Here is a 17,808-nt window from a genome sequence, read left to right on the forward strand (position 1 = left end):
ATGAAAAAATGATGAATTTCAATTAATATTGAAATTCATCATTTTTTTCCGATTTCTAATAATTTTAAAACAGACTGTGCTTGCTGCATATGCATAGCTAAGACATATTGACTAGCCTGCATCAAAATTTGAGCCTTCACCATATTCATCATCTCTTTTGCGATATCTGCATCTCGAATACGAGACTCTGCTGCTTGTAAATTTTCTGCGGTGTTAACATTAGCATTATAAGCATGTTCCAAACGGTTTTGGTACGCTCCTAGACGAGAACGCTCATTAGATACACGTTTTAAAGCCTCATCCATTGAAGAAATGGCTTTATCCGCATCCTCACGAGTAGCAATGGACACATCCTTCAAACCGAGTGCTTCAGAGCCCATACCATTGATAAATAATTCTATATGCTGCCCTGCATTGGCCCCTGCCTGAATTTTAATGCTATTTGTCTCATGATCTCCATTGAGTAATGTCTTCGTATTAAATTCTGTATCCGTAGAGAGTCGCTGAATTTCCTTCTTTAATTCTTGGAACTCCAGCTCTAATTTTTCACGATCATCATCGGTTAATGTGTCATTGGCTGCCTCCACTGCTAATTCACGCATGCGCTGAATCATCGCATGTGTCTCATTCAGTGCCCCCTCTGCTGTCTGCACGAGAGAAATGCCGTCCTGTATATTTTTAGCCGCCATATTCAATCCCCGAATTTGAGAACGCATTTTTTCAGAAATCGCCAATCCAGCTGGATCATCCGCTGCACTATTGATTCGATACCCCGACGAAATGCGTAGCATAGCTTTACTCATCGCACTTTGATGCCGATTCATATTATTCAGGATCGACATCCCCGTAGCTGACCACTTACCAAGCATGCTTTCACCACCTTCTTAATATGTATATCGGCCTATTCTCTATTCTATTAATCACCATTATGGGAATCGTTGCTAATTTTTTATGTATTATTAACAATTTATAGGCACATGACTCCTTTCAGCTTAATGGTGTCCAGATTTTTTAGTGAACCTATAGCCATTATGAGCGATGATGATTAGCTGACTTGCAAGTCGCTCATTCAGCTTTGTGGCAATAGAATAGTAGCAGACGTTTAATGAAGGTGTTCTCCTATCGTAGCTTGTGCTGGAATACAATTCTTCTCCTTCTGGAGGTACATGCCAAATTTTAGTAAAAGCACCTGCTTATCATTTCTGAAAAGTAGGTGCTTACTGGGCATTACATCTATTCAATTGTTAAACCTCCAAGTTGATGGCTCTTTTGCTGTAGCAGTTCGAAAAAGAGTTCTTTATCGTTCTCCAATAATGTTTGATCAATTAAATAATCAAAATTTTTCTCCTCTAATTCTGCGATAAGCTGATCGATTTCGCCAACCGTCACAGATGAAACAAGTGGAATTTGTTTCTTTGGTGTTGCGCTTTCAAGTATTGGTGCTAGATGCTCATGAACATTCGTAATAAGCAGTAGTTGATAAAGTGGTAATCGGATAAAACGATTTCCTTTTTGGAAAACAAAAACCTCAGATAAATTTTCAATTTGCTGTGTCTTCATGTTGATAATCATCTCTTTACCTTCTATGGGAATGAAATGGAAAATCTCATTCTCTTTTAAAATAGAGAAATATTGATAAGCAAATACGAGACGTAATTTGTCTCCAGTAACTTTTGTGTAAAACGGCTTCATGTATTGAACTTGCATCATCCTTCATCCCTCCTTAGTTATCTGATTATTCAGATTTTAACACAAATCAATTGGCTTGTTAACTATCTTTGAATTCATTTTTTTCTTTCTGATCATTCAGCTTATCATTACTGCATTTTAATCGTATAATGGAAGGACAGTCTTTTTTTCATTCTTACAATTAACAATGTTAAACATAGCCATACATGATGAAAGGAGTGAGGTTATGGCATTGTCTATATCGCAAATAGCTAAAGAACATCAAGTATTTGTGCTGACTAAATTAAAAGAAGCTGAACAAGGGCTACATCCTTCCTCTACGGAAGATGAAGAACTAGTGCGTCGTGCTGTCTTTTCTGTAAGAAATAAATCCATTGTTTTTGAACGTTTTAATGGAACAAGTTCTATATTATATGCAAGTGTTCAGGATGTCAGACCCGCTTCTGTTGAAATTGATTTTTACAAGGAAGAGCTACATTGTAACTGTCCACAACCTAAATGGTGTCGACATCAAGTAGGTGCTTTACTCGCTCTCTACCAATACTTTGACTCCGTGCAAAATTGGTCGAGTACTTGGCGTGCTCAAAAATCGGTCCAGCTAAAAACCTTAGCAGAAGAACGTAGACCACAAAGCTGGTCGATGATGGTTGATGAAGTAATGAAGCGCTTATTACCATCTGGCCGAGTATTAGAGGGCTATGGGCTTTCTGCTGTAAGAACAGATGCATTGGAGCGTCTTCGCCGACATATGCCCTTTGAACGTGAATGGCAGCCCCTTTATAAGCTCTATATGGAATTAGCTATTTTAAATACTATATGGCGGCATTTAAATGCAACAGCTGGGCATTCATTAGATTCTCCATATATGAAATACTTTATCGATCAAAGCATGCAATCCTTTGAAAGCATTCTTACTGAGTTAACGAATCGGTCACGTCTTTTTGCGACTGATCCTTTTTATGATGCCATTCAAGAGCTAGTAAGGGAATTTTTATTAGAACGACAAGGGCTGTTTGCCCATCGACTTCGTCTATATATGCTGCTTTGGGCAGTGCTTTTTTATGAGAAGCCTCGACGCCAGCAGGAATTAACTTATTTAAATAATCTAGAAAACCGTTCGGAAGAAATTTCTTTGCAATCATTAAAGCTATTATTTTATGTGTTATTACAAAAGGAGGATCTGCTGCTCGAAAATTTGGCACAGATTGATTTACCGCAAATGCAGGATTTATTTGAACTGGCTACTTTTGCTCAACGTGCTGGTGAGTCCTATTCATTAGCTGTCATTTTACGAGCTATATTACCTTTGACTGAAGCCTTCCTACAGGAAGTCGTACCAGTCGTTCAAAGAGCCCAGTACGTAAGGCAATTTCAGCTTTTATTTGATGACATACAGCTTACTGAGGAAGAGGAAGCAATGTTATACAGTGCATTTGGTGTGTATGGGCTTCAGCCATTTTCATCGTTTTTAATTAAAAAAGGACGTTACCGTGAATGGGCTGCTCTCCATCAATTAAATCCTTCATCTCTATCCTATTTAGAAATGTGTGGATTAAAGGACGTCTTACAGATTGAACCAGCTACTGTTTTACCTTTATACCATGTCTATGCAATGGCTGAAATTTCACAAAAATCACGTATGAATTATAAGCAAGCTGTGCGTATTTGGAAAAGTATGCGTAGTGCCGCAAAACGAGCTGGCAAAACAGCTTATTTTGAAACATATATGCAAACCATTCGTGCAGAATATAAACGATTACGTGCGTTACAAGAAGAAATTGAGAAAGGAAACTTAGTATGATGACAATAAATGCTCCTTCCGCCTTTTCCCAAACTCAACAACTTCGTATTGATGTAGCGCGGGAAGGATATTTTACGTTGCAGGGTTTTACTGCAAATGGTACGACAATCGACGCCGATACATTAATTTCTTCATTATTCTTTACCTATGAAGCAAATGTCTATGGCTTATTAACCAGTCGGACTGATTTCACGATTGAGGTTTCTACTGCTGAATTACTTGATATTTTTTCATCAAGCTTCCAACATCCCTTTATTAATTGGCTTGGTGCAAATGATGAAAGTAAGGAATGGCTCGGAAAAGTACTGGCGTTACAGGAATACTGGCAGGAGCCTTCACTTTGGTCACACGCTGTCATTGCGGAAGATTTTTCTTCGCTAACTTTTCCTATTGCTCACGTCGATACAGCATTATTAGAAATAGCTGTTCAGCAAAAGCTTTCACAGGTTGGTCTAATACTAGCTGATTTACCAAAACTTCTACCCTTTTTCTTACGTGGTGGCTGGCCATTGGATCAGGCTCGTCAAGCCGGTGCAGTTTCAGTTTCTTTACGGTTAAGTGAGCCAGAAGATGAAGCAGATGTCTGGTTATTAGAAACAGTGCTCAGCACGGCTACGACAAAAAACTACTGGACTCCTGCTATTCGTAAGCAATCCTTACCAATTGAAGAGGCGCTTCCTACGAAATGGCGAATGTTCGCCACTGAAATTGAACAACAGCAACAACAAATTGTGAATCTTCTATCCAATGACGATATCAGAAGTGATACCTTTATTCGTGTGACATTGGAGGACTCAGAAGTACGGTCTTTTTTACGTGAGGATCTCGCCAGATTACAGGCACTTGGTTTTGATGTTGTACTCCCTGCATGGCTAAAAGATTTAAAACAATCCAAATTACGTGTACGTGTAACAACTAACAATGTCTCCACAAAGAAGGTAGCAGGATTAGATGATATTTTAACGTTTAAATGGCAATTTTCTATGAATGGGCAAACGATTTCAGCTGAGCAATTTAAAAAGCTGGTGGATGAGAAACGTGAATTTATTCGTATAGGTACGGAATGGTTCCGAGTCGATGCCAATTGGATGCACGAAATGCGTGAACTAATGCAGCAGGCAGAAGATGAAAGTTGGACTGTTCGAGAATTGTTGTTTAGAGAATTACCCGAGGACTTGTCTGCTCCTCTCGAAGAAGATGCCGATGATGCGCTAAGAGATGATCCAATTTTCGCACTGGAAATACAACAATCATTAAAATCATATATGGAGCAGCTTTTGGAGAAGAAGGGCTTGCCAGCAGTACCGATTCCTTTATCCTTACAAACCGAATTACGTCCTTACCAACAAGAGGGCTTTGAATGGTTAATCTTTATGCGCGAACAAGGTTTTGGTGCATGTCTAGCCGATGATATGGGACTTGGGAAAACGGTGCAACTAATCACCTATTTACTTCATATTTATGAGACAGCAGCTGATTATACGAAGCCAACCATTATTATTTGTCCAACCTCAGTCCTCGGTAACTGGCAAAAAGAACTCGCTCGATTTGCCCCTTCACTGATTGTGCATACGCATTATCAGACAAATCGAGCTAAGGATGAGGATTTTAAAGAGCTAGTGACTGCCGAAAAACCACATGTTATTTTATCAACCTATGGTACTGTGTCACAGGATACTGAATTTTTACAGAATATAGAATGGGCAACTGTTGTGCTCGATGAAGCTCAAAATATAAAAAACATGCAGACCTTACAATCAAGAGCCATTCGTAAATTGTTAGGAGACCATCATATTGCCCTTACAGGAACACCTGTAGAAAACCGCTTATCTGAGCTATGGGCTATTTTTGATTTCATTCATAAGGGTTATTTAGGTAGCTTTGGTCGCTTCAATGAAGAATTTATTTTGCCTATTGAACGAGACGAGTCTGAATCACATAAGCAGAAGTTACGAGCTAAAATTCAACCTTTCTTATTGCGTCGTACAAAGCGTGATCCACATTTACAGCTTAACTTACCAGATAAGCTAGAATCGAACGAATACTGTCCATTAACAGCCGAGCAAGCTTCTCTCTATGAAGGATATATTTTAGAGACACTCGATCAGCTAGAACAGTTAACAGGTTTTCAAAAAAAGGGACGTGTTTTAAAGATGCTTAGTAAGTTAAAGCAACTATGTAATCATCCTGCCTTATATTTAAAGGAATCTTTCGAGGATGCCGAAACAATGCTTGCACGTTCGACTAAGCTAGAGCGCATTGTACAAATGGCAGCAGAGATTGTGGACAATGGCGAACAATGCCTTATCTTTACACAGTATATCGGAATGGGGCAATTGCTACAGCATTGTTTAAGTGAACTATACAATGTGGATGCACCGTTTTTAACTGGTGCTATGCCTAAGCAGCAGCGTGACCGCTTAGTAGAGGCTTTTCAGGCAGGAGACTTCCCTATATTTATTCTTTCCTTAAAAGCAGGTGGAACAGGTCTTAATTTAACAGCTGCTAATCATGTTTTACATGCAGATCGCTGGTGGAACCCCGCTGTCGAAAATCAAGCAACTGATCGTGCTTATCGCATTGGGCAGACACAATTTGTGCAGGTCCATAAATTTGTAACGATCGGTACAATTGAAGAAAAAATTGATAAAATGCTGGTGCAGAAATCTGCATTATCCGAAGAACTCATTCAATCAAGCCAGTGGTTGACCGAGTTAGAAGATCAAGAACTTCGTGATCTAATAACATTGGACATATAGTAATTAGATGCGCCAAGAGCTACATTGTTCTTGGCGCTCTTTTAGTGGAACCTCGTTACTTCTTATCCCTACTTACTTCAAACATTCTTATTTAGTTGTGTCAAAACAGCCATTGCTGTGCGGTCTTCAGCAATGTCTTTTTAATATGTGTATACATCATTCCTTTCTGTTGCTACGGTGCAAGAAATATAAGGAGAATGGCGGATCAGACAACGATATTTCTCTTGCTCCGTATGTAAATAGCTTGTCTATGGTAAAACAAAATCTTTTAAGTCTTCCTGTTCATTCGGTGGCTGTGGCGGTACAATAGCCGTTTCGTCACTATTCCTTTGTTTGAGATGATAAAATCGTATATCTTCTACAACCACCTCTGTCATAAAAATCTTAGTGTTTTCTTCATTTACAAATGATCTTGTTTGAATACGACCATTTGCACCGATTAAAGAGCCTTTACCGCAATATTTGACGATATGTTCTGCTAGCCTTCCCCAAGCTGTACAGAAAATAAAGTCTGCATCTACTTCTCCACGATTGTTTTTAAAATTGCGGTTAATGGCCAATGAAAAATGAGTCTGTACACGATTTCCAGATAAGTAACGTAACACCGGATCTTTCGTAAACCTTCCGACCAGTCCGACTTGATTCATTCGTTCACCACCTTTCTGTTGGATTGCTTTCATCTTACAAAAGGATATCCGCATTGGCAAAATCCGATATTATAAATTTCCTTCTGTTTTGCAGCATAAATTGGGTAAATTAGCATTTTTAATTTGCTAATTTTTTTTAATTTTCTAGCTGAATGCTTTGGGCTGTAATGGCAAATGCTATTTCATGAAATCAGCATTTTCGCAGGTTTTGAAATATCGTCACAGGTGCACATAACAAACAGTCACTACTTCATGTGTTATAATAAAAGAATGACAGACTTAGGAGGAATATACATAATGAAAACATTTAAAATGCTTTCCTTTGACCTTGTCACGAAAGATGGCGTACAACCATTCCCTTTAGTCGATGGCATTATTATTAATCAGGAAAACAGCCATCAATCTTGGATACTAGAATTGTTTATGGAAAAACAATATCGCTCAACCTTTGATGAGCTCTTAGTAAATGCTACAGTCTGCAATGTCCGTGCAGTTATTTCATTTCCAGATAATGAACCCGCTCCTTTTCAGGTAATCGTACATACAGTTCAAGAAATTGGTGATCATGTTTCAGTACTATTAAAAGGAACACTCAAAATTAAACGCTCTAAATATGCTGAACAATTGCTTTCCGAGCTACTTGCTGAGGGTGTATCCCTAGAGGATTTACTGGAGCGCTTTACGAAAGATATGAAGCAGCGACCAAAATTAAAAAATGATTAGCGATGCGAATTTTGCATCGTTTTTTTATTGGACAAGCTGCCTTTTTTCAGTACAATACTATTTAAAAAGGAGCGTTATATTTGGTTATTGCTATCAGAGAGAAGCCTTTAAAATTATTATGGCTTGAGGCTGTGATGAGGAGGCTTTTAAAGAATGATGTTGAGTTTCACTATTATCAGGAACAATATCGCCGACTGGATGCAGGTTTTGCCGGTGAACAAAAAGTGGACCGCGAATGGCATGAATTACTATGTCCAAATACTTTTTTCGTATTACATAATTTGTGTCTCAAGAACACTGCTCAACATATGCATCAGCTTGATACACTTTTTATTTGCCCTCAATTTATCTTCGTTTTAGAAATTAAAAATATTCATGGTCGACTAGAATTTAATCAACTCACACATCAATGTACACGCACAAAGGCAGATGGCACAGTAGAAGGATTTCCAAATGCGTTTACCCAAACTGAGCGTCATATGCGTTTTCTTAAAAGTCTTTCTTACTCACTCCCCATTGAAGGTGCCGTTGTTATAGCAAACTCTTCAGCGATCATCGTTAATCCTTCTAAAGTGCTCCCTATTTTTCATGTGTCAGGTCTTCATCAACATCTCCAGTCACTTTTTAAAAAGCATCCTCAAAAAATGCTAACAGATGATCAATTAGCTCTACTGGTTCAAGGGCTTCTCTCCAAACAAACGATCCCTCACATTCAAACTTCGATTGCCCCATCACGATTTCGGCATGGTGTGCTTTGTCCTAAATGTTCCTATCAACATAATATGTATTTCTATCGAGGCATTTGGAAATGTTCATTTTGTCATTATCGGAGTATAGAAATTTTTGCAGAAGCCATGCTCGATTATCAACTATTGGTTAGCCATTCTATTACTAATCAACAGTTACGTAAATTTTTCAAAATTGATTCTATCGATACAGCTACACGATTGCTTCAGAAATTTCAGTTCCCTTATACCGGAACCTATAAAAATCGTGTTTACCATTTACCTGAAAATTTATTGGATTACATGAAGAGATTTTTTTGAGGGTTGATTGGCTCGCTTCTCTGGCGAGAGTATTTGCAACGCTCATGGGGCATACACTTCGCTTTCGCGAGTATTCACCTTTCTTCCACGAGTATTCGCCTTCCTTCCGCGAGTATTCGCTTTCCTTCCGCGAGTATTCACTTTCCTTCCGCGAGTATTCACTTTCCTTCCGCGAGTATTCACCTTCCTTCCGCGAGTATTTACCTTTCTTCCGCGAGTATTTACCTTTCTTCCGCGAGTATTTACCTTTCTTCCGCGAGTATTCACCTTCCTTCCGCGAGTATTCACCTTCCTTCCGCGAGTATTCACTTTTCTTCCGCGAGTATTCACTTTTCTTCCGCGAGTATTTACCTTTCTTCCGCGAGTATTTACCTTTCTTCCGCGAGTATTCGCTTCTTTTTATCAAAAAAGAGTGTTTTCCATTTAGGAAACACTCTTTTTTATGTTATCGGTTGTTCATACCATCACGGTACTTTTCAGTGTCTTTGACTTTATCGTCGACAATATCATTATTATTGTTTACGTTGTCATTACGTTCAACACCGTTTACACCATTAGCATTTGGTACGTTGTCATAGCCGTTTGTGCTGTTGATATCGGCATTTGATCCAGGTGTTGTCGCTTCAGGCAATGTTGTATTTTCGTTAACAGTACCTCGGTTAGTACCATCTACGTTGCGATCGTATGCATCGTCACGATTATTCGGGTCTAATGCATCTTCCACATTGTCTACACCACGACGAACGTCATTTTCGACGTCTCGAACAGGGTGATCTTCGACTGCATTATTTCCCCAGTTACATCCTCCAAGGAATACAGTTGCAAGAATAATGGTTAAAAATGACATTTTCCACATAGTAAAAAACCTCCTTTCTTGGGTACTATGTCAGCAAATACATCGTGTGTATTTGTGATCCTACATAGATTGCCCGGGAAAGGAGGGAACTATCCGATATTTGTACAAACTATTTTTGTTTTTCTTTTAATACTTGTTCAATGTATGCTGCTTCTGCTTTACAGTCATAGCTATAGTTTGTGCCTAGCTCTTTTTGCAATGCCTCGATTGTTTCGATCTGCTGCGCTGTTGGTTCTTCATTTAAAATTTTAGCAATGACCTCATCGATTTTTTGTGCCATCTCTTCATGAAACTGTGCACTCAACAATATATCAGCAGGGATTTTTTCGATCCATGCGGCATTCTCCTGAAAATAAGTCTGCCAGCTTGCAATGAAGTCTTCCATAGAAAAACGCTCTTCATCCCAACCAATACTTGCTAAGTATGCTTCAAAAGATGTCGAAATCGAACGAGTAATGCTAATTTTAATACCTGAAGACAATTCCTTATACATCTTAATAATCCTCCTACGTTTGTAAAACCTAAAAATTACATCTATTTCAATTCCCAAACGCTTTTTCGTCACTGCAATTTAAGAACCTACTAATCAACTTTTAACTTGACTTTATCTATTTTATATCTTTTGGTCTACAAATGCAAATTAGGCTTGTTTAGGCTGTTCAGGTCCAATCGCAAATAGAATATCGGCTTCACATACAAGTTCTCCATCTACAGTCGCTATACCATGACCTTTACCCATTGCGCCACGAAGTTTAACAAATTCTACTTCCAATTTAAGTTGGTCGCCAGGAACTACTTGACGCTTGAAACGACAATTATCCACACCTGTTAAAAAGGCTAAACGTCCCTTGAATTCTTCTGCATTTAATAAAGCGACTCCACCCACTTGTGCTAATGCCTCTACAATTAATACACCTGGCATTACAGGATAGCCTGGGAAGTGTCCATTAAAGAAGTCTTCATTGATCGAAACATTTTTTAAACCTACTGCGCGTTTACCTTCATCTAATTCAACAATGCGATCAACGAATAAAAAAGGATAGCGATGTGGTAAAATTGCTTGAATTTGTTCTGCTGTTAACATGTAATTTCCCCCTCGAAATTAAGTATGTATACACAAAGTAAGGTAAAGAATATTGCTATTCTTTACCGTTCATAATATCAAATATATGCTGCCATGTGTCCCTTTTAAAAATATCCATAGCATTGCCTTCTCCAATCACACTGAAGCCAAACATTGCGCCTAATGCTGCGGCAGCAACGACTAAGACGAGAACAATTACAATGCGTAACCAAATCGGAATCAGTCGGATTTGCACCCAGCGAACCTCGCGTTGCTCTCCATTTGAGCGGCGTTCTTTCTTTTCTGGTTGCGTATCGGTTTCTTGTGTCGGCACAGAACGTCGACGTGAATCGTTTGTCATAGATTGTACTCCTCTTCATTCCTAACTATGTGTTTTTGGATGACTTTTTATCGAATGCCGTTAATTAGTCCTAGCATTTGATCTGCTAATGTAACCGCCCTTGCATTGAACTGATAAGAACGTTGAGTTTGTATTAGTTCTGTCATTTCCTTTGAGAGATTTACATTGGACATTTCTAGTGTACCACTTTGCATGCCAATTTGCTGACGGTTCGCACCCACAAGCTCTGTCAAAACTTCCGCTTGTGTAAAGCCAAGTTCAGCTAGATTGTCTGGTAAACCAACATAAGAACCAGAAATATGTTCCATTAATTGTGGTTTTTGGAATTCTGTTACAGCTAAATCCGTACGAATGATATCACCATTTGGATAAGATGCTTCTAAAACACCACCATCTCGAACGGCAAACTTTTGAACAGTATCTGGTAATGTAATAGCTTGTCCTGCTGCATTGGCTACGGGATAACCCTCTGCCGTTACGAGCATTACTGTTCCGTTATTCAACGGAGATAAATAAAAGTCACCTTGTCGAGTATACACTGTTTCAGTTCCATTTTCACCATTTGGCATTAAAATATTGAAATATTGTTTTGCTTTTGTGAAAGCAAAGTCTAAATCTCGATTCGTTGTTTGTAATGAGCCTTGCTTTTCATTGGATTTAATTTGTCCAAGCATGGCACCAGATCCATAACGAATACCAACTGGTGTTTGACGTTCAGCTCGGTCCTGCTTATCATTGTTAAATTGCTGATAAAGTAGTTCATTGAAGGATGCTTCCTTCGTTTTATAACCGGTTGTACTACTATTAGCAATATTATTACTAATTGTATCTAGTTTATTTTGTAATTGACCCATCGTGTTCGTTGCTGTCATCATTGTACGTAGCATTTATAAAACGCCTCCTGTTCGCCCGTTAGATTTTCCCGATTTCATTCACTGCCTTTTCCATGCTGCGATCATAAGCTTGTAATACTTTTTGATTTGCTTCGAATGCTCGGTAGGCTGTCATTAAATCTGTCATTGTGCGACCAGAATCTACGTTTGAACCTTCTAAAAAGTTTTGACGTAGCGTAAAGGAAACGCCATTCGCACCATAGGCTGTTGGTAAGTTCTCACCATTTTCTGTACGAATAAGACCATTATCCTGTTTACGTAGCATGTTCGGATTAGCAGCATATGATACGCCAACTCGTGCTACTTGCTGATCGTTTACAAAAATGGCTCCATTTTCATCGAGGCGAAAATCATCGTTTGGAAGCTGGATACGTTGTCCTGCATCATTGAGTACGTATAGACCCTGCCCGTTTACTAAATAGCCTTGACCATCTAATGTGAAATTACCATTACGTGTATAGGCCTCACCACCAGCTGGATGTTCTAGACGGAAGAAAATTGACCCCGTAATCCCATCTTCGTTTTGTGGTAAGTTTCCATCAATTAGCGCCATATCTGTTGTAAAATCAGTGCTATAGATTTGGCCTTGTATGTAATTTGGCAATGTTTCTTGTAAATATGTTCCTGTATTTAAAGCTCCTACTTGACTCATATATTCAGCGCCTGCTTGTTGATTGGCGGGAGCATTTGTTTTACCAATACTAGACATTAGCATGTCTGGAAATGAGCGAATAGTTGATTGATCTGCTTTAAATCCTGGTGTATTCGCATTTGATAAATTATTTGTTAGTAATTCTGTTCTTCTTTGTTGCGTGATCATACCTGTTGCAACTGTATAAAACCCTTTAAACAAAGAAATCACCTCATTTTATTTTTATAAGGATGCTGGCACACGATCAATGTTTTCTAGCATTATTCCCGTACCAATTGCTACACAATCCATAGGTCTCTCTGCAACGAAGACAGGTACCTTTAACTCTTCTATTAATAGCTGATCCATTCCATGTAATAGTGCACCGCCACCCGTAATAATAACGCCACGGTCAATGATATCGGCTGATAGCTCAGGTGGTGTTTTTTCTAAGACATTTTTTGCTGATTGGACAATCATCGCTACAGACTCGTGCAATGCTCGTTCAATTTCCTCGGAATGAATTGTAATAGTACGTGGTAAACCTGTTACCATGTCACGACCACGAATATCCATTGTATCGTTGCGGCTACCTTTGAAAACTGTACCAATTGTCATCTTGATTGCTTCTGCTGTACGTTCACCAATTAGCAATTTATATTCTTTTTTAATATATTGCAAAATGTCGTTATCAAACACATCTCCTGCTACTTTAATGGATTCACTTGTTACAATATCACCCATTGATAGAACTGCGATATCTGTTGTTCCGCCACCTATATCGACTACCATATTACCACTTGGTTGGAAGATATCCATGCCTGCACCGATAGCAGCTACTTTTGGTTCTTCCTCTAAATATACTTTTTTACCGCCAGATTTTTCTGCGGCTTCACGGATTGCTTTTTGCTCAACACTTGTGATGTTCGTTGGACAGCAAATTAAAATTCGTGGCTTCGCCAAAAATCCTTTTACATTTAATTTATTGATGAAATGTCTTAACATCGCCTCTGTCACATCAAAATCTGCAATGACTCCATCTCTTAGTGGGCGAATTGCTGTAATATTACCTGGCGTTCTCCCTACCATTTGGCGAGCTTCTTCCCCTACCGCTAATACTTTGTTTGTCTTTTTGTCAATCGCCACCACAGATGGTTCATTTAGGACGATTCCTTTACCTTTAACGTGGATTAATACGTTCGCAGTTCCTAAGTCAATGCCAATATCTTTCGAAAACATTCTATAATTTCTCCTTCCCGCCAGTTCCAACTACATAACGTTCATTTTATCTCTTTATCTAGAATATTTTATCATATTCTATTGGTAATTTCACCTAAATTTAGTGAATGAGACTGTTTTCTTTTCAGGTTATGAACGGCTATAATATAGAATTACTATTCCATAGAATTCGTCATAAATACATTTCCAAGACAATAAAAAAGAACGAATCAGTCTTGACTCGCTCTCTCTTTCCACTTGTTTTTCGTTGCTTCTCCTCCACGAATATGACGTACGGCCTTATGGTAGGCGAGTATTTCTTTCACTTGGTCAGCTAATCCTTCATGAATTGTTGGTAATCGCTCTGTTAAATCCTTGTGCACCGTACTTTTTGAATAACCAGTCATTTTCGCGAGGACACGCACAGTCTCACGCGTCTCAATCAGTAATTCACCGAGGCGTATGCAGCGCTTCCGAATGTGCTCATGCACTTTCTTCGTCCTTTCCACACAATTTCACAAAATGCTTTGGCAATCAGATGCACATTTGCGCATTTCTTCACCTTATGTAAGGACAAAGCTATTCAGAACATTTTTTGCATTTTCCTGATAAAATGCTGACTTTTTATGCGTTACTAGCTTTTCGAATTAAAAAGCTAGTAATTTTTTCGGATTAATATATTTTCCGTCTTCAAGAACTTCGAAATGCATGTGGACGCCAGCCGCTTGATTCCACTCGTTATCAGTTGCTTTTCCTAATGCCTGACCTTGTGTAACCTCATCGCCTTCTTTAACAGCGATATCCTTTACAGAGCTATAATGTGTTTGCATACCGTTTGGATGCTCAATTACAATCTTATTGCCTGTAAATGCGTCTAGTTTTACCTCTAGTACTTTACCACTCATAGCAGCTAGTACTTCAAATTCTTCACCATTCATAGCGATAGAGATACCAGAAGACGTTGTAAATGTTTGATTAAATACCATTAGTGCATTTTCACGGGACTCTTCATTTGCCTCTAACTCGTAGAACTCTTGTAAAACTTGTACTTTACTAAGACTCTCTTCTTTGAATGGGTACTTCATGTTTTCAGTACGTGCATTTGTTTCTACTACAGGACCTGGATCAACTTCCGCTAAATCTGGTAAAGGAGCCTCTTCTACTTTTGATACGAGACTATTGTAACCAAATAACAATCCTGCTAGAACTAGTGCACCACCTGTGTAAACTGCTGGCCAAAACCAAGGTTTCTTTTGTAATTGACCATTTTCCTTTTGATTTGGATTTTGGTTTTGAGAAGTTTTATTGTTTTTATCCTCTCTCATTTTCATCACCTCTAGTTGCAGTGTGAACAACTAGAAGTTATTTTAAACATGCATCTATTTTTTTTATTTCAATATCTTGATAATAATAGTGTAAAATTTCGGCAGCCGTTTTCCCTTCGTTTGCCATTGCCTCAGCGCCATATTGACTCATGCCCACGCCATGACCATAACCTTGGGTTGTCACATGGACCTTTCTTGTCTTCGCGTCATAGACAATTGTAAAATCAGTTGATGGTATGCCAAGAAGTGTTCTAACCTCTCTACCAGTCCAGACATTGCTCCCTAACTGTAAACGCTCTACTCGCCCTGACTCATTGTAAAATAGCTGGATACGATTAAAATCACTAGCTTGCCACTGTACAGGCCACAACTTATTCCATTGTGCTAATGTCCATTCTTGCTGAGCCTCAAACTTCGGTGATGCTTGATCTGAGATACTTGCAACACTTTTCAAATATGGAATATCATTCCCACTATAGCCAAAGGCACTTTCTGTTTTACCATTGCTTGTCGAGTGAAACATGGCTGTAATTAGTTCCTTATTATAAAGAAGAACTTGTCCTTTCGTTTCATTGATTGCTTCGACAATTTTCTTTTCATTTCCCAGGAAATTGCTAGCCCAATTCGCCTTTCTTTGCTCCTCATCATAAAAAACTTGCCTTGCCACAGTTGGAGCAATTGCAGTTTTACCGTAATTTGTCGTTTTCAGTGCATATGTGCGTGCTGCAATCGCTTGGGCTTTCAATGCCTCCTTTTTAAAAGAAACAGGCATTTCCGCTGCAACAACACCTGTAATATACGTTTCCAAAGGGATTTTTTCCTCTTGTCCCTCCACTTCTATAAATATTTCACAGGCATTCTCATCACTAGTTGGAGGTTTGACAGCCTCTCGTCTTTCACTAAGCCCTATAACAGGAAGCATGTATAATACTCCAATCAAACAAATGACACCTATACTAATCATCCATTTTTTCATAAGGAATAATATGCTAGATCTCTTAAAGTTATGAGCAAACAAAAAACCCTCTGCTCCAAAAGCAAAGGGTTGAGAAATCCATTTAGTTTGTAGGTAATTCAATTATTGTGTCTTCAACTGTCACTACTTCTTCAGTAAGTTCAGTAATACGTTCAATGTTGGCACCAAGCGATGCTAGCTTGCCATGGAAATCAACATAACCACGGTCTAAATGATGAAGCTTCGTCACACGTGTTATTCCTTCAGATACAAGACCTGCTAAAATTAGGGCAGCCGCAGCTCGTAAATCCGTTGCCATTACTTCAGCTCCCTGAAGATTAACCGGCCCCTCGATAAACACAGAACGTCCTTCTATTTTAGCACCAGCATTCATGCGACGGAATTCCTCAACATGCATAAAACGATTTTCAAATACCGTTTCTGTAATAATACTCGTACCTTCCGCAGTTAACATTAATGCCATCATTTGTGATTGCATATCTGTTGGGAAGCCTGGATGTGGCATTGTTTTAATATCAACAGCTTTTAATGTATGAGGAGCACGTACACGGATTCCCTCATCCAGTTCAGTAATCTCTACACCCATTTCACGCATCTTAGCTATTAAAGCTGTCATATGCTCAGGAACAGCATTTTCAATGACTACATCACCCTTCGTAATAGCTGCTGCCACCATAAATGTACCAGCCTCAATACGATCGGGAATAATATGGTGCTCTACTCCATATAATGTATCGACTCCTTCGATACGTATTGTATTTGTACCAGCACCAATTACACGACCGCCCATGCTATTGATGAAGTTTGCAAGATCGACAATTTCGGGCTCCTTCGCAGCATTTTCAATTACAGTTGTCCCTTCTGCTAAAGATGCGGCTGTCATAATATTTTCAGTAGCACCAACACTAGGGAAATCTAAATACACATTAGCCCCTTTTAAACGACCTTCCGTTTTTGCCTCTACATATCCGTGACCAAATGAAATTTTTGCACCCATAGCTTCGAAGCCCTTTAAGTGTAACTCAATTGGACGAGAACCGATTGCACAGCCTCCTGGTAGTGCCACGCGAGCATATCCATTACGAGCAAGTAGAGAACCCATCACTAAAATAGATGCACGCATTTTACTAACAAATTCAAATTGAGCTTCACTTGAAAGTTCTTTAGTTGCATCTATATATACGGCATTATCTTCAGGTATATATGTAACTGCTGCGTTTAAACTTTTAAGTACTTCGTTTATTGTAAAGACGTCTGCTAAATTAGGGACTTCTTTAATTACATTTTCTCCTTTTGAAGCAAGTAAAGCTGCCGCAAGGATTGGTAACACTGCATTTTTTGCGCCCTCTACACGTACTTTTCCCTGTAGTTTTTGGCCGCCAGTCACTATTATTTTATCCACCCTATGTCCCTCCGAATTCAATCTATTAACCTATCGAATTTTTATTTTAAAAAGAAGTATAATGTCATAATCAGTAAACAAACAACTCTATAGTACAACTTTTCTAACGCTCGTTCAAGCGTCCAAATCACTATTTTAAGGCATTATTAGATATTTTGCTATTTATTTATTGTACGCTGTCATTTTTTTTTTGTGAATGACCAATAACCCGTTCACTTTCAATACATACCCAAAGATATATGCACAAAAAACCTATTTTATCTTCATTCAGTAAAATATTCCCTTTACTATATGAATGCATCATGTACATATTTTGTTAGCGTGCGTCTTACCAATAACAGACGCATCGTAAGCTGTAATGATGCCAAGGCAAAACTGGTACGGAAGATTTTTATACATAGTTCAAAGGGCCACACAA

Annotated in this window: 18 protein-coding genes; 4 read left to right on the top strand and 14 right to left on the bottom strand. The window is 38.7% G+C overall.

The features are described from left to right. Positions 1-38: 38 nt before the first annotated feature. A complete protein-coding gene (locus tag CRI88_RS05140) occupies positions 39-869 on the bottom strand; it encodes a flagellin N-terminal helical domain-containing protein (RefSeq protein ID WP_036124319.1) in 831 nt (276 codons plus the stop codon). Positions 870-1,233: 364 nt separating this feature from the next. Continuing rightward, positions 1,234-1,710 carry a transcriptional regulator gene (locus tag CRI88_RS05145; protein ID WP_036124322.1) on the bottom strand — a complete coding sequence of 159 codons (477 nt, stop codon included), beginning with the start codon at positions 1,708-1,710 and terminating at the stop codon, positions 1,234-1,236. A gap of 205 nt (positions 1,711-1,915) precedes the next feature. Here CRI88_RS05145 and CRI88_RS05150 point away from each other — a divergent pair, with 205 nt between their 5' ends. Together CRI88_RS05150 and CRI88_RS05155 are read left to right on the top strand one after the other, a co-directional pair. Further along, positions 1,916-3,490 (top strand): hypothetical protein, encoded by a 1,575-nt coding sequence (locus CRI88_RS05150; RefSeq protein WP_101966463.1) that lies wholly within the window; start codon positions 1,916-1,918, stop codon positions 3,488-3,490. Continuing rightward, positions 3,487-6,249, top strand: coding sequence for a DEAD/DEAH box helicase (locus CRI88_RS05155; RefSeq protein ID WP_101966464.1), 2,763 nt, complete (start codon positions 3,487-3,489; stop codon positions 6,247-6,249). Before CRI88_RS05150 ends, CRI88_RS05155 begins: the two co-directional genes overlap by 4 nt. A gap of 248 nt (positions 6,250-6,497) precedes the next feature. Here CRI88_RS05155 and CRI88_RS05160 read toward each other — a convergent pair whose 3' ends face one another. After that, the gene (locus CRI88_RS05160) at positions 6,498-6,896 is read right to left on the bottom strand and encodes a single-stranded DNA-binding protein (RefSeq protein WP_036124475.1); all 399 of its coding nucleotides are present in this window, start codon (positions 6,894-6,896) and stop codon (positions 6,498-6,500) included. A 297-nt stretch (positions 6,897-7,193) separates the two neighbouring features. On the opposite strand from CRI88_RS05160, the gene CRI88_RS05165 reads away from it, so the two are divergent. Continuing rightward, positions 7,194-7,619: a YwpF family protein gene (locus tag CRI88_RS05165; protein WP_036124472.1), complete on the top strand. Its 426-nt coding sequence runs from the start codon at positions 7,194-7,196 to the stop codon at positions 7,617-7,619. A gap of 80 nt (positions 7,620-7,699) precedes the next feature. After that, the gene (locus tag CRI88_RS22725; RefSeq protein ID WP_257982874.1) at positions 7,700-8,665 is read left to right on the top strand and encodes a nuclease-related domain-containing protein; all 966 of its coding nucleotides are present in this window, start codon (positions 7,700-7,702) and stop codon (positions 8,663-8,665) included. Between the two features lie 445 nt (positions 8,666-9,110). Here the strand turns inward: CRI88_RS22725 and CRI88_RS05175 are convergent, their stop codons facing one another. The 11 genes from CRI88_RS05175 to murA form a co-directional block, all read right to left on the bottom strand. After that, positions 9,111-9,521 carry a hypothetical protein gene (locus CRI88_RS05175; protein ID WP_036124468.1) on the bottom strand — a complete coding sequence of 137 codons (411 nt, stop codon included), beginning with the start codon at positions 9,519-9,521 and terminating at the stop codon, positions 9,111-9,113. Between the two features lie 109 nt (positions 9,522-9,630). Next, on the bottom strand, positions 9,631-10,014 hold the full coding sequence (locus tag CRI88_RS05180; protein WP_036124467.1) for a hypothetical protein: 384 nt from the start codon (positions 10,012-10,014) through the stop codon (positions 9,631-9,633). Between the two features lie 147 nt (positions 10,015-10,161). Next, positions 10,162-10,605 (bottom strand): 3-hydroxyacyl-ACP dehydratase FabZ, encoded by a 444-nt coding sequence (gene fabZ, locus CRI88_RS05185; RefSeq protein ID WP_036124465.1) that lies wholly within the window; start codon positions 10,603-10,605, stop codon positions 10,162-10,164. Between the two features lie 55 nt (positions 10,606-10,660). After that, a complete protein-coding gene (locus CRI88_RS05190) occupies positions 10,661-10,945 on the bottom strand; it encodes a DNA-directed RNA polymerase subunit beta (protein ID WP_036124463.1) in 285 nt (94 codons plus the stop codon). A 47-nt stretch (positions 10,946-10,992) separates the two neighbouring features. Next, complete coding sequence (locus CRI88_RS05195) at positions 10,993-11,832, bottom strand: flagellar hook-basal body protein (RefSeq protein WP_101966465.1); 840 nt, start codon at positions 11,830-11,832, stop codon at positions 10,993-10,995. Between the two features lie 25 nt (positions 11,833-11,857). After that, positions 11,858-12,691, bottom strand: a complete 834-nt coding sequence (locus CRI88_RS05200; protein WP_058843804.1) for a flagellar hook-basal body protein — start codon at positions 12,689-12,691, stop codon at positions 11,858-11,860. A 21-nt stretch (positions 12,692-12,712) separates the two neighbouring features. Beyond that, complete coding sequence (locus CRI88_RS05205; RefSeq protein ID WP_036123595.1) at positions 12,713-13,708, bottom strand: rod shape-determining protein; 996 nt, start codon at positions 13,706-13,708, stop codon at positions 12,713-12,715. A gap of 209 nt (positions 13,709-13,917) precedes the next feature. Further along, complete coding sequence (locus CRI88_RS05210) at positions 13,918-14,178, bottom strand: sporulation transcriptional regulator SpoIIID (RefSeq protein ID WP_025114760.1); 261 nt, start codon at positions 14,176-14,178, stop codon at positions 13,918-13,920. Positions 14,179-14,334: 156 nt separating this feature from the next. Then, entirely contained in the window at positions 14,335-15,012 is a 678-nt protein-coding gene (locus CRI88_RS05215; protein WP_036123599.1) for a M23 family metallopeptidase, read from the bottom strand. Positions 15,013-15,049: 37 nt separating this feature from the next. Next, complete coding sequence (spoIID, locus tag CRI88_RS05220; protein WP_101966490.1) at positions 15,050-15,988, bottom strand: stage II sporulation protein D; 939 nt, start codon at positions 15,986-15,988, stop codon at positions 15,050-15,052. 82 nt (positions 15,989-16,070) lie between these two features. Next, on the bottom strand, positions 16,071-17,390 hold the full coding sequence (gene murA / locus CRI88_RS05225; protein WP_036123602.1) for a UDP-N-acetylglucosamine 1-carboxyvinyltransferase: 1,320 nt from the start codon (positions 17,388-17,390) through the stop codon (positions 16,071-16,073). Positions 17,391-17,808 lie beyond the last annotated feature (418 nt).

The organism is Lysinibacillus fusiformis (genome assembly GCF_002845985.1).
Classification (GTDB): domain Bacteria; phylum Bacillota; class Bacilli; order Bacillales_A; family Planococcaceae; genus Lysinibacillus; species Lysinibacillus fusiformis_D.